The organism is Mycolicibacterium sichuanense, from assembly GCF_033741125.1.
Taxonomy (GTDB): domain Bacteria; phylum Actinomycetota; class Actinomycetes; order Mycobacteriales; family Mycobacteriaceae; genus Mycobacterium.
Genome location: NZ_JAWQPU010000001.1, coordinates 288,009 through 303,094, shown reverse-complemented (window position 1 = coordinate 303,094; position 15,086 = coordinate 288,009). Strand labels below are relative to the sequence as shown.

Here is a 15,086-nt window from a genome sequence, read left to right as displayed (position 1 = left end):
CAATCACAGCGCGGACCGCGGGGGTCCCCAAGACACTTAAGCGAGATCCTCGACCGACGGAGACTCGTTGCGGGACAGGTTGATTCCCAGGTTCGCGGCAGCGCGCTCCAGGTCCTCGTCGTCGCTGTCGCGCATCTCGATCGCGGTGCCCTCACTGGAGAGCACCTCGACGTTGAGGCACAGCGACTGCAGCTCCTTGAGCAACACCTTGAACGACTCCGGGATACCGGGCTCGGGGATGTTCTCGCCCTTGACGATCGCCTCGTAGACCTTGACCCGGCCGACGGTGTCGTCGGACTTGATGGTCAAGAGCTCCTGCAGCGTGTACGCCGCGCCGTAGGCCTGCATGGCCCAGCACTCCATCTCACCGAACCGCTGGCCACCGAACTGCGCCTTACCACCCAGCGGCTGCTGCGTGATCATCGAGTACGGGCCGGTGGAGCGAGCGTGAATCTTGTCGTCCACCAAGTGGTGCAGCTTCAGGATGTACATGTAGCCGACCGTCACCGGGTACGGGAACGGTTCGCCGCTGCGTCCGTCGTAGAGCACGGACTTGCCGTCGGCGTCGACCATCACGTCGCCGTCCCGGTTCGGCAGCGTCGCGCCGAGCAGACCCTGCAGCTCGTTCTCGCGCGCACCGTCGAAGACGGGCGTGGAGACGATGCTGTCCGCCGGTGCCGAGAGCAGCTCGTCGGGCAGGTTCTCCGCCCAGTCCGGCAGCTCGCCGCCGTCGCCGCCGGCCACCTGAATGTTCCAGCCGGCCTTGGCAACCCAGCCCAGGTGCGTCTCGAGGATCTGACCGATGTTCATCCGTCGCGGCACACCGTGCGTGTTCAGGATGATGTCGACCGGCGTGCCGTCCGGCATGAACGGCATGTCCTCGATCGGCAGGATCTTGCCGATGACGCCCTTGTTGCCGTGGCGTCCGGCGAGCTTGTCGCCGTCGGAGATCTTGCGCTTCTGGGCCACGTAGACGCGGACCAGCTCATTGACGCCGGCGGGCAGCTCGTCGTCCTCCTCGCGGGAGAACATCCGCACGCCGATGACCTTGCCGGACTCGCCGTGGGGCACCTTGAGCGACGTGTCGCGAACCTCGCGGGCCTTCTCACCGAAGATGGCACGCAGCAGGCGCTCCTCCGGGGTCAGCTCGGTCTCGCCCTTGGGCGTGACCTTGCCGACCAGGATGTCGCCGTCGCGGACCTCGGCACCGATGCGGACGATGCCGCGCTCGTCGAGATCGGCCAGCACCTCGTCGGAGACGTTCGGGATGTCCCGGGTGATCTCCTCGGCGCCCAGCTTGGTGTCACGGGCGTCGATTTCGTGCTCTTCGATGTGAATCGAGGTGAGCACGTCCTCTTCGACCAGACGCTGCGACAGGATGATCGCGTCCTCGTAGTTGTGACCCTCCCACGGCATGATCGCGACCAGCAGGTTCTTGCCTAGCGCCATCTCACCGTTCTCGGTGCACGGTCCGTCGGCGATGACCTGTCCGGCCTCGACACGCTGTCCGGCGTCCACGATCGGACGCTGGTTGGCGCAGGTGCCGTGGTTGGAGCGGGCGAACTTGCGCATCCGGTAGGTGTGCCGGGTGCCGTCGTCGGCCATCACGGTGACGTAGTCGGCGGACACCTCTTCGATGACGCCGGCCTTGCCGGCGACGACCACGTCGCCGGCGTCGATCGCGGCACGCAGTTCCATGCCGGTACCGACGAGCGGGGCCTCGCTGCGCACCAGCGGAACCGCCTGGCGCTGCATGTTGGCACCCATCAGGGCGCGGTTGGCGTCGTCGTGCTCGAGGAACGGGATCATCGCCGTCGCGACCGACACCATCTGGCGCGGCGAGACGTCCATGTAGTCGACCTCGGTGGACGAGACGTACTCGACCTCGCCGCCCTTACGGCGGACCAGGACGCGCGACTCGGTGAACCGGCCTTCGTCGTCGATCGGCGAGTTGGCCTGCGCCACCACGTGGCGGTCCTCCTCGTCGGCGGTGAGGTGGTGGATCTCGTCGGTCACGACGCCGTCGACGACCTTGCGGTACGGGGTCTCGATGAAGCCGAACGGGTTGACCCGCGCGTACACCGACAGCGAACCGATCAGGCCGATGTTCGGGCCTTCCGGGGTCTCGATCGGGCACATCCGGCCGTAGTGGCTGGAGTGCACGTCGCGGACCTCGAGGCCGGCGCGCTCACGGGACAGACCACCGGGGCCCAGCGCCGACAGGCGGCGCTTGTGGGTCAGGCCCGACAGCGGGTTGTTCTGGTCCATGAACTGCGACAGCTGCGACGTTCCGAAGAACTCCTTGATCGCCGCCACGACGGGACGGATGTTGATCAGGGTCTGCGGCGTGATCGCCTCGACGTCCTGGGTGGTCATGCGCTCACGCACGACGCGCTCCATGCGCGACAGGCCGACGCGGATCTGATTCTGGATCAGCTCGCCGACGGTACGCAGACGACGGTTGCCGAAGTGATCGATGTCGTCCACCTCGACCGGTACCTCGACGCCGCCGGGAGCGGTCATCGTGGTCTGGCCCTCGTGCAGGCGCACCAGGTACTCGATGGTGGCGACGATGTCCTCTTCGGTCAGCGTCGAGCTGGTGATCGGCTGGCCGGCGTTGAGGCCCAGCTTCTTGTTGACCTTGTAGCGGCCCACGCGGGCCAGGTCGTAGCGCTTCTCCTTGAAGAACAGGTTCTCCAGCAGGGTCTGCGCGGATTCCTTGGTGGGCGGCTCGCCCGGGCGCAGCTTCCGGTAGATGTCGAGCAGTGCCTCGTCGGGACCGGCGGTGCTGTCCTTCTCGAGGGTGGACATCATGATCTCGGAGAAGCCGAAGCGCTCGGTGATCTGCTCGCTGGTCCAGCCCAGCGCCTTCAGCAGCACGGTGACGGGCTGGCGACGCTTGCGGTCGATGCGCACGCCGACGGTGGCGCGCTTGTCGACGTCGAACTCGAGCCAGGCGCCGCGACCGGGGATGACCTTGACGCTGGTCAGGTCGTTCTCGGTGGCCTTGTCCTTGCTCTTGTCGAAGTAGACGCCGGGCGAGCGGACCAGCTGGGACACCACGACACGCTCGGTGCCGTTGATGATGAAGGTGCCCTTCTCGGTCATCATGGGGAAGTCACCCATGAAGACGGTCTGGCTCTTGATCTCGCCGGTGGTGTTGTTGATGAACTCCGCGGTGACGAACAGCGGCGCCGCGTAGGTCTGATCCTTCTCCTTGCAGTCGTCGACGGGTGCCTTGACCTCGTCGAAGCGCGGATCGGAGAAGCTCAGCGACAGCGTGCCGGCGAAGTCCTCGATCGGCGACAACTCAGTGAGCACCTCCTCGAGGCCGCCGACGGGGTTGACCTCGCCGCGCTCGAGTGCCTTCTCGCGCCAGCTGTCGGAGCCGATCAGCCATTCGAAGGAATCGGTCTGCACGTCGAGCAGGCCGGGAACCTCGAGGGGCTCACGAAGCTTGGCGAACGAGACTCTGTTAGGTGCTCCAGGAACGGAGTTGTTGGGGTTTTCTACTGACTTGCTCTGGCGAGAGACTGCCAAGATGCATCCTTCCAGCACCGGATGCGACGATCGGAGACCGGCCTGAACCGGATCCTTTGCCGCGTTATCTGCGTTAGGTTCGGCTGGCGTTCTCAGGCCCGAGCTTCCCGGTCATGGCACACGACTAGCTCGCTGAGCAGAGCTCAGGCTAGGACCACGGTGTCAAGAGGCGGGTGAGGGTGGGCAGGATGCAGCCAGCGCAACGTCCAACACTAGCGCAGAACGGCGCATTCCTCAACAACCGCATGGTAAGGCAGCCCAGGCGCTGGCTGGCGGCTAGATCCTTCAACCCGTGCGTACATTGCTGACCAACAGAATTGCCCGGTTTCGCGTTTCCGTCAAGAGTTCACACGCGGTTTGGAGAGGAAAACTCGCCGGTAGGAACTAGACCGAGACGGCATCCCGAGCCGCCGCGGGTTGGCGGGTCGGGATGATCCACCGTTTGACCCCCTTCACCGAAGCCCGATTCAGCAGCTCCTGGGAAAGCCCGCTCGAGACGGTGCGGGTGCGGCTCAGCAGGAACCCCGTGAGACCGCTGGGGTCGCTGACGATGGCCCAGCTGTAATCGGGGGCCAGGTCGACGATCCAGTAATTGCCGGGCGGAGCTGCCGACGGTGGCCCGAAGAACGTCACGTTCAGCTTGTCGTTGGTGGAATCGACCGGTAGCGCGGTGCCGACGATCGTCGACAGCGGTCCGTTGTCGAAGAAGTAGTTGCCAGAGTTCTCGACCCGGATCGAACCATCCGGATCGAGGCTGTAGACGGCCGTGGTGTTGACCAGCCCGATCGAGAAGAACTGCCGCACGCTGCCCACCTCGTACCAGGTGCCGAGGTAGCGCTGGAGGTCGACGACGGGCGGCGGTCCGAGGACGACGGCCGCAGCCTGCCCAAGAACGACGTACTGGTCGGGCGCGCCGTACGTCCCGTACCCGCCGTTCGTCGGCCCGAGCCCGGCGTACATGTCGTTGATCCAGCCATTGGCCAGCGTGTAGACGGCCTGGGTGTTGCCCGGCGGGGAGGGCTTGATGAACAGCTGGCTGAAGAAGTCGATGGTCGGATTGCCGCCGATCAGGGAGTCGACGTGCGAGCCGTTGGCCAGCACGTCGCCGACGAACTGATTCGGATGCAGCGCCACCAGGTCGTTGGTGGTCTGGCCGTTGGCGTTCCACGCCTGCGGGGGCGCGGCGATCTGATACAGCGGGACGTTCAGCCGATCCAGGCTCGCGACGGCGCCCGCGAAGGTGCCGTTGGAGGAGACGCCGTCGTACATGACGACGCCCTTGAGGGCATTGGTCGCCGGTGTCACGGCGTCGGCGTAGAAGCCGCCCGCCGCCGCGGCCAGTCCCCCGCCCGCCGAGTGCCCGGTCAGGACGACGTTCTCCGGCAGCACGCCCTGGTAGCCCGCCGCCGCGGCGCTGGCGTTGAGCGCCGTCCGGCTCGGATCGACGAACAACGCCGCCACGCCCTGCTGCATGGGTACGGCGCTGAGAGTGCAACCGCTGCAGGTGAAGAAGCCGAACGACGGGATGTTCGGCACCACCACGATGCTGTTGGTCCGCTGCGCCAAGTCCTGGGCCAAACCCGAGTACCAGAAGTTGGAACCGAGGAACCCGTGCTGCAGCAGCATCACGCCCTGGGCTTGCACGGTGCCGTCGGCCTGGGTCGGGAAGTACCAGTCGGCCGCCCCGGTATAGGTCGAGCCGGCGACCGGGATCGCCAGGCTCGAACTTCCCGTCACGACACCGGTCACGCCGGCGATCGACGACGTGCCTGGGGTGGACTGGGCCGGGACGCCGACGACGTGCACCGGGTCCGGCGGAAGGGTCGGCATCAGGCCGAAGACGTTCAGGAGGCTGATCACCACGGTGGCGATCGGGCCGGGGGTGGGCCGGGCGCGCGCGACGGGCGCGGCCAGGGTGCTGGCCGGGGTGACCTGGGAGACCTCCGCGGCCGCGATGGGCTCGGGCTGCGATTGCACGGCGGCTGCGCCCTGCGGTTGCGCCTCGCTGGCTGGGGCCGCCTCGGCGTGCGACGTCGACGGCGCAGGCGTGATCGCGACCGGCGTCTCGACCTCCTTCGCGGCCACCGGTTCGGGTGCGACGTCGGGTTGCTTGGCGGACGCCACCGGCTTCGTCTGTTCGACCGCCGCCGTCGTCTGTTCCGCCGCCGGCTTCGTCTGTTCGACCGGCGGCTTCGTCTGGTCGACCGCGGCCTTCGGTTGTTCGACGGAGGCCGCGGTCTGCGTGTCGTCATGGCGGACAGTCACGGTGGCGGCACTCACGGTGCCCGTCGGCTTACCGGCGTCCCCGGAGCCACCGTCCGAATCCTGGTGCTTGCCAACGTCGTTCGCGGATTTCGCGACGTCCGAGCCTCCGGTGGCGGGCTGGGCAGTCTGCGACGATTCACTCGCCGACGGTCCCGGCCCCGCGTCGGAGGCACCCGACTCGGCGACGGCGACGCCGCTTCCGGCGCCGAGCGCGATTCCTGCTCCGGCGGCCGCGATCCACAGCCACCGCAGTGCCCTTCTGGACTCCACCGACGGACCTTAACCACGACGACCGGCGGTTCGGAACCCAATTGTCACCAACGTCAGAATTGCGACATCACTTCTCGTCGGAAGGCCGTCGGCCGGCGACCGTCTGCGAGGCCGCCGAGACGTAGCGCGTCACGTCCACCAGCCCGGCGTCGCGCAGGACGTCGGTGATCTCGTCGACGTCGAAGATCCGCAGCGGCGCCTTCCGGGACATCGCGGCGCCGAGCCGACGCACCGGCGCGGGTCCGCGGGCGCACGTCGTCAGCACGGCGACGCGTCCCCCTGGCTTGAGCAGGCGGGTCATCTCGCGCAGCGCACCGAACGGATCGTCCATGAGATACAGCGCCCCGTAGCAACTCACCGCGTCGAAGGTGCGATCGGCGAAGGGCAGATCGGCGGCGTCGGCACGGACGTAGCCGACTGGGCTGCCAGGCGTGCTCTCGCGGACCGCCTGCGCCAGCATCGTCGCCGAACTGTCCACTCCGACCGCCAAACCGTCGGGCCCCAGTTCGCCGAGCAATGAGCGCGTGGTGTTTCCGGGGCCGCAGGCGACGTCGAGGACGACGTCACCGGGTGCGATGTCGAGCAACTGCAGCCTCCGGCGATCCTCCTGCGCGGTGTTGCGGGCGGTGAATCCGCGGAACAGGACGGGTCGCCACACTCGCTCGTAGATCTGCGGCAGCAGCGTGGAGCCCATCATCCGTTGGCCGGTGGTCTGCGGAACCTGCGCTGCACCCATGACGTCGAGGTAGCCGTCCACCTCGGAGGCAGGACGATTCAGCAGCGCGCGGACTCTCCGGTCGGGACCGGCGGGCGTCACTCCTTGGCGACGGGGATGGACGCGGTGGGCGCTTCTTCCTCCGCGGCGACCGAATTGCGGTGCCGGGCGGTGGCGTCGTTGTCCGGGTTGTAACCGGGATGCTGGTTGGTGCCGTCGAGGTCGGCGCGGATGGCCTCCTGCGCGGCCGGGGGCAAGGTATGCATGATCTCGCGCACCCGCGCCTGCCGACGCGCGACCGCCTTGCGCTCGGGCATCCCCGGAGTCGCATTCACCTGCGGCGGCACCCCCTCGATCTCCTCGGTCCCACCATCGTGGTGCCCTGCATCGATCATGGCCTGCTCCTCGGCCATCGTCGACTCGTCCTTCTCCTCCGACATCCCGATCGGCCCGATCCGGCGACCGTTGAGGAACTGCTTGACCACCGGCTCATCAGAGGTCAACAACACCTCACGCGGACCGAACATCACCAAGTGCTTGCGGAACAACATGCCCATGTTGTCGGGCACCGTGCGGGCGATGTTGATGTTGTGCGTGACGATCAGGATGGTGCAGTCGATCTGGGCGTTGATGTCGATCAGCAACTGGCTCAGGTACGCCGTACGCACCGGATCCAGACCCGAGTCCGGCTCGTCGCACAGGATGATCTGCGGGTCCAGCACCAGCGAGCGGGCCAGCCCGGCACGCTTGCGCATACCACCGGAGATCTCCCCGGGGAACTTCGTCTCATCCCCGGTCAGACCGACCAGGTCCAGCTTCTCCATCACGATCTGACGGATCTCGGATTCCTTCTTCTTCGTGTGCTCACGAAGGGGGAACGCCGTGTTGTCATACAGCGACATCGAGCCGAACAGGGCGCCGTCCTGGAACATCACCCCGAACAGGGTGCGGATCTCGTAGAGCTCCTTGGCCGAGCACTCGATGATGTTGGTGCCATCGACGATGATCTTGCCGCGCTCGGGGCGCAGCAGACCGATCAACGACTTCAAGAACACCGACTTACCAGTACCCGACGGCCCCAGCAGCACGCTGACCTCACCCGCGGGCAGATCGAAGGTCACGTCCTCCCAGATTCGCTGGGGCCCGAAGGACTTGGTCAGTCCCTCAACCTGGATACCGATACCCACGCGCGATCCTTCCGCCAAACCGATCTTTGCCGTCAGACACCCGCCTGTGGCTTGAGTCACTGTAGCCTACGAGCAATTCTGGCAACACGTCATGCACCTCGCGGTTTGGACCGTCCAGACTTTGCCAGCATCCCCAACGAAAGAAGCGGGGCCCGACCGCAACCGGCCGGACCCCGCTGTCTGTCAGACGAATTACTTGACGGTGACCGTCGCGCCTGCGGCCTCGAGCTTGGCCTTGGCGTCGTCGGCGGCCTCCTTGTTGACCTTCTCGAGCAGCGGCTTGGGGGCGCTGTCGACGAGGTCCTTGGCCTCCTTGAGGCCCAGGCCGGAGACGATCTCGCGGACGACCTTGATGACGCCGATCTTCTTCTCGCCGGCACCCTCGAGGATGACGTCGAACTCGGACTGCTCTTCAGCAGCGTCGGCGGCGGCCGGAGCGGCGCCCGCGGCGGCAACGGCGACCGGGGCGGCCGCGGTGACGTCGAAGGTCTCCTCGAACTGCTTCACGAACTCCGAGAGCTCCAGCAGGGTCATTTCCTTGAAGGCGTCGAGCAATTCGTCGGTGCTGAGCTTGGCCATGGTGTTGGTCCTTCCTTGTTACTTACGTGTGGGTGGGGTGGTTCTGGTCAGGCGGCGGGTTCGGTGGAACCCTCTGCCGCCTTCTTGTCCTGCAGAGCTGCGGCCAGCCGGGCGATCTGAGACGCGGGAGCTGCGAACAGCGCAGCAGCCTGACTCGTCTTGCCCTTCATGGCGCCGGCCAGCTTGGCCAGCAGCACCTCGCGCGACTCCAGGTCCGCGATGCGCTCGACTTCGGAGACGGTCAGCGCGCGACCGTCCATGTAGCCGCCCTTGATGACCAGTGCCTTGTGATCCTTGGCAAAGGTCTTGATCGCCTTGGCGGCGTCGACGGGCTCACCGTTGATGAATGCGATCGCCGTGGGTCCGGCGAACAGCTCGTCGAGACCCTCGACGCCGGCCTCGGACGCTGCCCGCTTGACCAGCGTGTTCTTGGCGACCGTGTAGCTGGCGAACTCGCCGAGCGACTTGCGCAGATCGGCAAGGTTGGCTACCGATAGTCCGCGGTACTCGGTGACGACGGTGGCCGTCGCCTCCTTGAACCGTTCGGCGATGTCGGCGACCGCGGTGGCCTTGTCAGCCTTGGCCATGCATGCCTCCTCGTGAATGATGTCGGGTGTTGTCACCGACGAGCGTCGCGAGGGGCCAGAAACGACGAACGCCCCGGCGCAAGAGCGGCCCGGGGCGTGAACGAACACGAATACCTGGTCCTCCTGCGTGGGCCGCCCGGGCTATCCGGGACCTTCAACCGATTGCTCGGTGACCGACGGTCTTCGGTGGAACTGCACAAGAGTAGCCGACCGGTGCCCGATCAGCCAAAACGCTCGTCCGCGCCACCTAAGCGTTGAACAGCGCGGCCGCGCCCACCAGCCCGGCGTCGCCGCCCAGTTCGGCGGGCAGCACCCGCAGGCCGTGCAGGAAGTCCAGGCCGGCGTAGTGCGTCAGCTCCCGTCTCAGCGGGTCGAACAGCAGGGCACCGGACTTGGCCACGCCGCCGCCGATCACCACCAGGTCCAGGTCGCACACCGCGGCGACCGAGGCGATCATCATCGCGAGGGCCTTGGCACCGCGGTGGAAGGCCCGCCGCGCCAGCGGATCGCCCGCGGTCGCGGCGGCGGCGAGTTCCCGTGCGTCGGCCTCCGGTGGTGCGTCCCAGCCGTTCTCGCGGGCCCAGCGCGCCAGGTGCGGGCCCGAGGCGACGGTCTCGGCACAGCCGTGACCCCCGCAGGTGCAGAGCGCCCCGTCGGGTTCGACGACGACGTGCCCGACGTGGCCGGCGTTGCCGGTGCGTCCGTCGTATGGCGCTCCGTCGAGGACCAGGCCGCCGCCGATGCCCGTCGAGACCACCATGCCGAGCATGAACTGGGCGCCGCGGCCGGCGCCGCACCACTGCTCGCCCATCGCCATGCACAATCCGTCACCGCCCAGCCGCACCGGCAGGCCGGTGGCCGTCGCCACCCGCTCCACGATCGGGAAGCGGTCCCAGGCGGGGACGTTGATCGGGCTGACCGTGCCGTCGCCAAGGTCGACGGGCCCCGCGGAGCCGACGCCGACGCCGCGCACCTCCCCCTCGGCGACGGCCAGCGCTTCGGTGAGCAGGTGTTGTGCGACCGACCAGATGGCCTCCGCGTCCGACTCGGGGGTGGGCAGTTGCGCGTGATGGCGCAGGGTGCCGTCGACGTCGACGAGGCCGGCGGCGATCTTGGTGCCACCGACGTCGAGCGCGAGGGTCAGGGTCGCTTCCATCAGTGCTTATGGGTGTTGTCGGGCTGGCGGGGATCGCCGGGGTGTTCGTAGCCGGGCGCCAGGTGCACCAGTTCGGCACGACGGGCGTCGAGCCAGCGCCGGAATTCGCGTCGCCGGGCCGTCGCCAGGAGGTGCTCGGCGATGGCGTCGCGGACGTCGTCGAGCACGGGTGCGACGGGTCGCTCGCGCCAACCGGCGCCGTCGGCACCGCGACGGGCGAAGCGCCGGGGATTGCGGAGGTGATAGTCGGCGATCTGCCGCTCGTCGACGGTGACGCCGGACGTGACGTGGACGAACAGCGCCCGCGCCACCGCATCCTCCAGGGTCGAGGCCGCGACGCTGCCGATCTCCAGCCGTGCGGCCACGTCGGGCAGCAGCTCGGCCTCGGTCGGCGCACTCTCCGCGCTCACTCCGAGGGTGGTCGCCTCGGCGTGCACCACCCGCGCCGTGACGAGGACCTGGGTGAGCCAGCGGCGCAGCTGCCGACCCTCGCTGGTGCCGGCGCGCGGTAGGGCACTGGCCAGCCGCGTCGAGCGCAGCCGCTGCTCACTCGCGTCGACCTCGTCGACCGACACCACGGTGTTGCCTACGGTGGCCACCACGTTCGTCACGACACCACCACCTCGACCGCTGGTGAGTACACCAGCTCCCCGGCGCAGCCGACGCGGACCAGTGCCCACCACGCGCCTGGTTCGACCCAGGCCGGCGGGGTCACGTCGAAGACCAGCTCGACCGCTCCCCGCGCCGGTATCTCGGCACCGATGATGTTGGGCCCCAACCACTCCCACGTCCCCCACGGGCTGATCAGGTGGGCTTCGACGGCCAGGTCGGCCCACGCGTCGGTGGCGACGGTGACCGCGATCGTCGCGCGCCCACCGGCCGCCACCCGTACCGGCTCCGGGTCGGCGACCAGGCGCAGCACCCGGTCGTCGGTCGCGCCGACCGAGATGACGCAGACGTCCTCCACCGTCTGGCGCCACGCCGCGGGGATCGCGGCCCCGGTGACGGCCAGTTCGGCACGCAGCGGGTACAGGCCCGGCGCGGTGCCGGGGGGCATGGTCAGGTCGATCACCGATTCGAGGAAGTCCCCCGGCGGCAGCACGAAGGGCAGCTCGTCCAGCGCGACCGACCATCCCGGCGGGCAGAGCAACCGCACCTTGCCGTGCAGCGCCACGTCGGTGACGTCACTGACGGCGGTGAGCTGCAGTTGCACGGGTTCGGCGGGGTCGACGGCCAGCTGGTGGGGGTGCAGATGAGCGACGGCGGGCAATCCGCCGAGCGGGGCGGGGCCGCGGTTGTGCAGCCAGTACCTGGCGTAGAGCGGTTGGGCGGGTTCGGCGTCCGGTGCCAGGGTGGTGCCCTCGGCGTCGAGCACCCGCGGCAGGTTGAGCTCGACGCCGAACGTGGCGATCTCGTAGCCGTGCAGGCTCAGGCCACCGTCGCGGTTGGGCAAGGGGCGTTCGAGCAGATCGAGTCGCTGGGGTGCGGTCACGGTGCGCAACCCCGAGCGGATGACGACATCGGTTGCGCGACCGAGGGTCTCGACCAGACGCAGCGTGATGCCGTCGTCGACGGCGCCGCTGCCCCGCGCGATCGGGTTGCCCCGGTTCTTGAGCGCACCGAGTGCGATGGCGCGGGCGGGTTCCACCTCGAGCAGCGAACCCCACGGGGGCAAACCACCGGCGGTCGGACCGTGTTCGGCGGGCACCGCCTGCAGCGGCTGGTTGAATTCCACACTGCGCGATGGCATTTCGGCATCGCGCCAGTCTCCCCCGCCGACCGCGACCGCGTAGTCGAAGGCGTGCGTCCAGTGCTGCAGCTGAAAGTTCGAACCGTCGGGGGCGGTCCGCCGCGGCGGGTCGATCCACGTGCCGGATGGCCAACCGGTGCAGGATCGCATCAGCGACGTGTGCAGGGTCCCGTCACCGTCGACCGCGAAGCTTGGGACGCCACGGTTGAACACCGCGACGGTGCGGGCGTCGAACTCCTCGAGATCCTCCGGCGACTCCTGGTCGACGACGATCTCGGCGTCGGCGAGGTCCTCGGCCAGCGCCATGACCACGTCCTGCAGTGAGGGGCCATCGAGCACCAGCACCGGGAGGGCGTGCACGTCGCGCAGGTCGGCACCAGGCACCCAGACGTCCTTGAGCGGCCGGCTGGCCGGAATCCAGGTCCGCTCAGCGCCGTTGGTCGATGCACCGAGCACCGCGGCACTGAAGGTGTTGACGTCGGGGCCGCCGACGGCGATCCGCACGTCGGGCAGATTCGAGTCGACGACGAGGTCGCCGTACCGGGCGGATTCCGCACGGGAGCAGGTGGCGGTGACACCAGCGCGCGCGAGCGCCACCATCAGGTCGCGCACCACCGGGTCGGTGTCGCCACCCGGGGACACCACCTCGGCCACCGAGATCGCCCGGACGCCCCCGCGGCCTCTCCCGAACCGCACGCGCGCCGCCGAGGACAGCCCGAACCAGCCGTAGGCCGGGTTGTCCAGGGTGGACGGGAACTTGGCCGTATCGACGGCCTTGGCCGAACCTCGGTCGTGGGTCAGGCCGAAACCCCGTCCGATCACCGCGTCGCCCACCTCGCTGACGGGCATGGCGCCGGGAACGTCGCAGGGCCAGCGCAACCGCAGCATCCGGTCCGCACCGGTGAATTCGTCGATGGTAGTGCGGCAGTCGAGTCGGTCGACGCCGTACCAGAGCGTTAGGGTTTGAGTGTAGGACAACAGATTTCGGATGCGACCGGTGACGACGACGCGCTCGCCAAGCGTACTGCGGTACCGCTGCATCGAGGTCGCCCTGGCGCTCGACGACGTGGTCACCGGCCCCTTCGGCAGCAGATGCCAGGGCCCCTCGCCGGCCTTCGGATGCGCGGAGTACTCGTCGTAGACGGCCAGCTCGTTGCCGACGCGCCCGTCGGTGATCAGCTCGCGGCCGTCGACGATCAACGAGGACACGCCTCCCCCGCGGCCTCCGTCGACCCGCAGCCGGTAGAACTCGTTGGCAATGCCGTCCCCGGGTAGCGGTTGCCAACCCGAGGCGTCCTTGGCGTCGACGAACCGGTATGACCGCCAGCCCAGGGACGGGACGTCGCGAGCGAGCCAGCTGATCGAGTGGCCATCGTGCTCGGCGAGCACCGGGACGGGCTGGCCGTCGGCGTCGACGACGCCGCCGCGGAACGGTTCGGCGAAGTGCATCGTGACGATGTCGGTTCGGCTGTGCACCAATGGGTTCCACACCACGGCCGAGGCGTCGACCGCTGTCGAGAGCAGCCGCAATGCGGTGTCGCGCGCCTCGCGTCCGAGCTGCCAGGCGTCGCGCCAGCTGGTGACCAGGTCCAGGTACACCTGGTCGGATTCCGAACCGGTGATGGCGTCATGGTGGGCGCCGTAGGCCAGTTGCACCCACGCCTTGGCCAGGGCGGCCTCCGGGTACGTCGCACCGGCGAGCAGTCCGGCGAACACCGCGAAGCGCTCGGCCGCCAGCACGGCGTTCTCGGCCGCGCGGTTGGCCTGCTTGGTGTCGATGTAGGAGACGTCCTTGCCCGTATAGATCGGGTTCATGTCGCGGGTCTGCGGTGACGGCGCCGTCCCCCGCTCGTCGAGTTCGGCGCGAACGGCGGCGAAGAACTCGCTGGGCAGCGCGCAGACGAACCGCGGCCAGGTATAGCGGGCGTTCCAGTCGCGGTGGATCTCGGTCACCCACTTGTTCGGTGGCGTGTAATCGGTTCCGACGGGCAGCAGCACGTTGCGGGTCAGCGCGACCGTGCGCAGTTTCGAGAACAGTTCGTAGGTCGCGTGTTCGGCGTCCTCCAGTGACGCCGAGGAGTCCATCCACCAGCCGGCTGCGTAGTGCGCGGGCATGTAGTGGGTGAGCAGTCCGCGTCCCGACGGGGCCATCCACTCGAACTCGCTGGCGAACTGCATGCGTTCGGGGTCGCCGTCCCCGGCCATCGGCCCCCACTGGTGAAATGGCCCCCGAGCCCACGAGCTCGACGTCAGGCCCGCGTCGGCGGCCATCCCCGGGAATTGCGGATCGTGTCCGAACACGTCCAGCTGCCACGCGGTCGCGGGATCGGCACCCATCACGTCGCGTTGAAATCCCATGCCATGCACGAAGTTCCGGATCGCCGTCTCCGGGCTGGTGAGGTTGGTGTTGGGCTCGTTGTAGGTGCCACCCATCACCTCGACGCGCCCCTGCGCGATCAGCCGGCGCAGATCCTCGCGGTCCTCGGGGTTGGTGTCCCAGTACGGCTTGAGGTAGTCGACCTCGGCCAGGACGAACTTGTATTCCGGTTCACGTCTTGCCATTTCGAGGTGGGCGTTGACCAGTTCGAAGCCATTGGTTTGCCGGCATCGGCCTGGCGGATCCTCGGTCCAGACGCTGGTGTAGGCCGCCTGGGTGTTCCACCAGACCGGGTCGTAGTGGAAGTGGCTCACCATGTGCATCGTCCAGCCGGGTTCGGCGACGGTGAACTCGAACTCGGTCACGCTGCGGCCGGCGACCAGCTCGGCGCGGCGTCGCTCGCCGACCACCGGGTCGACCACCCGCACGGCGACCTCGACGGTGCGGCCGCGGGGCGCCGCGATGACCTCGCCAACCGTGTGCAACCCCGGTCCCTCGACGTGCACCGGCGTGGGATGCGAACAGAACCGGTAGGACACCCGCACCACCTGCAGTGGCTGGTCGACCGGGCCGGTGAACAACTCCGTCGACTCCACCGAGGTGACGTGCATCCCGCCACCCTACGGCTTCACCCTCGCGCCGAGTGCGTACTTCCGCCAC

Annotated in this window: 9 protein-coding genes; all 9 read right to left on the bottom strand. The window is 68.3% G+C overall.

Translation table 11 applies throughout. The features are described from left to right. Window positions 1-36 precede the first annotated feature (36 nt). The 9 genes from rpoB to SBI80_RS01360 all read right to left on the bottom strand — a co-directional run bounded on the left by rpoB (window position 37) and on the right by SBI80_RS01360 (window position 15,037). Complete coding sequence (gene rpoB, locus SBI80_RS01400) at window positions 37-3,558, bottom strand: DNA-directed RNA polymerase subunit beta (protein ID WP_318972591.1); 3,522 nt, start codon at window positions 3,556-3,558, stop codon at window positions 37-39. Window positions 3,559-3,924: 366 nt separating this feature from the next. Next, complete coding sequence (locus tag SBI80_RS01395; RefSeq protein ID WP_318972589.1) at window positions 3,925-6,075, bottom strand: lipocalin family protein; 2,151 nt, start codon at window positions 6,073-6,075, stop codon at window positions 3,925-3,927. 67 nt (window positions 6,076-6,142) lie between these two features. Next, window positions 6,143-6,811 (bottom strand): class I SAM-dependent methyltransferase, encoded by a 669-nt coding sequence (locus SBI80_RS01390; RefSeq protein WP_318972587.1) that lies wholly within the window; start codon window positions 6,809-6,811, stop codon window positions 6,143-6,145. A 77-nt stretch (window positions 6,812-6,888) separates the two neighbouring features. Further along, entirely contained in the window at window positions 6,889-7,977 is a 1,089-nt protein-coding gene (locus SBI80_RS01385) for an ABC transporter ATP-binding protein (protein ID WP_318972585.1), read from the bottom strand. Window positions 7,978-8,169: 192 nt separating this feature from the next. After that, the gene (rplL, locus tag SBI80_RS01380) at window positions 8,170-8,556 is read right to left on the bottom strand and encodes a 50S ribosomal protein L7/L12 (protein ID WP_318972583.1); all 387 of its coding nucleotides are present in this window, start codon (window positions 8,554-8,556) and stop codon (window positions 8,170-8,172) included. 47 nt (window positions 8,557-8,603) lie between these two features. Then, the gene (gene rplJ / locus SBI80_RS01375) at window positions 8,604-9,143 is read right to left on the bottom strand and encodes a 50S ribosomal protein L10 (RefSeq protein ID WP_318972581.1); all 540 of its coding nucleotides are present in this window, start codon (window positions 9,141-9,143) and stop codon (window positions 8,604-8,606) included. Window positions 9,144-9,390: 247 nt separating this feature from the next. Further along, on the bottom strand, window positions 9,391-10,299 hold the full coding sequence (locus tag SBI80_RS01370) for an ROK family protein (protein WP_318972580.1): 909 nt from the start codon (window positions 10,297-10,299) through the stop codon (window positions 9,391-9,393). Beyond that, window positions 10,299-10,910 carry a DUF7158 domain-containing protein gene (locus SBI80_RS01365; protein WP_318972578.1) on the bottom strand — a complete coding sequence of 204 codons (612 nt, stop codon included), beginning with the start codon at window positions 10,908-10,910 and terminating at the stop codon, window positions 10,299-10,301. The genes SBI80_RS01370 and SBI80_RS01365 overlap by 1 nt, the downstream gene beginning before the upstream one ends. Beyond that, complete coding sequence (locus SBI80_RS01360) at window positions 10,907-15,037, bottom strand: glycoside hydrolase family 38 N-terminal domain-containing protein (protein ID WP_318972576.1); 4,131 nt, start codon at window positions 15,035-15,037, stop codon at window positions 10,907-10,909. The genes SBI80_RS01365 and SBI80_RS01360 overlap by 4 nt, the downstream gene beginning before the upstream one ends. Window positions 15,038-15,086: the final 49 nt, after the last annotated feature.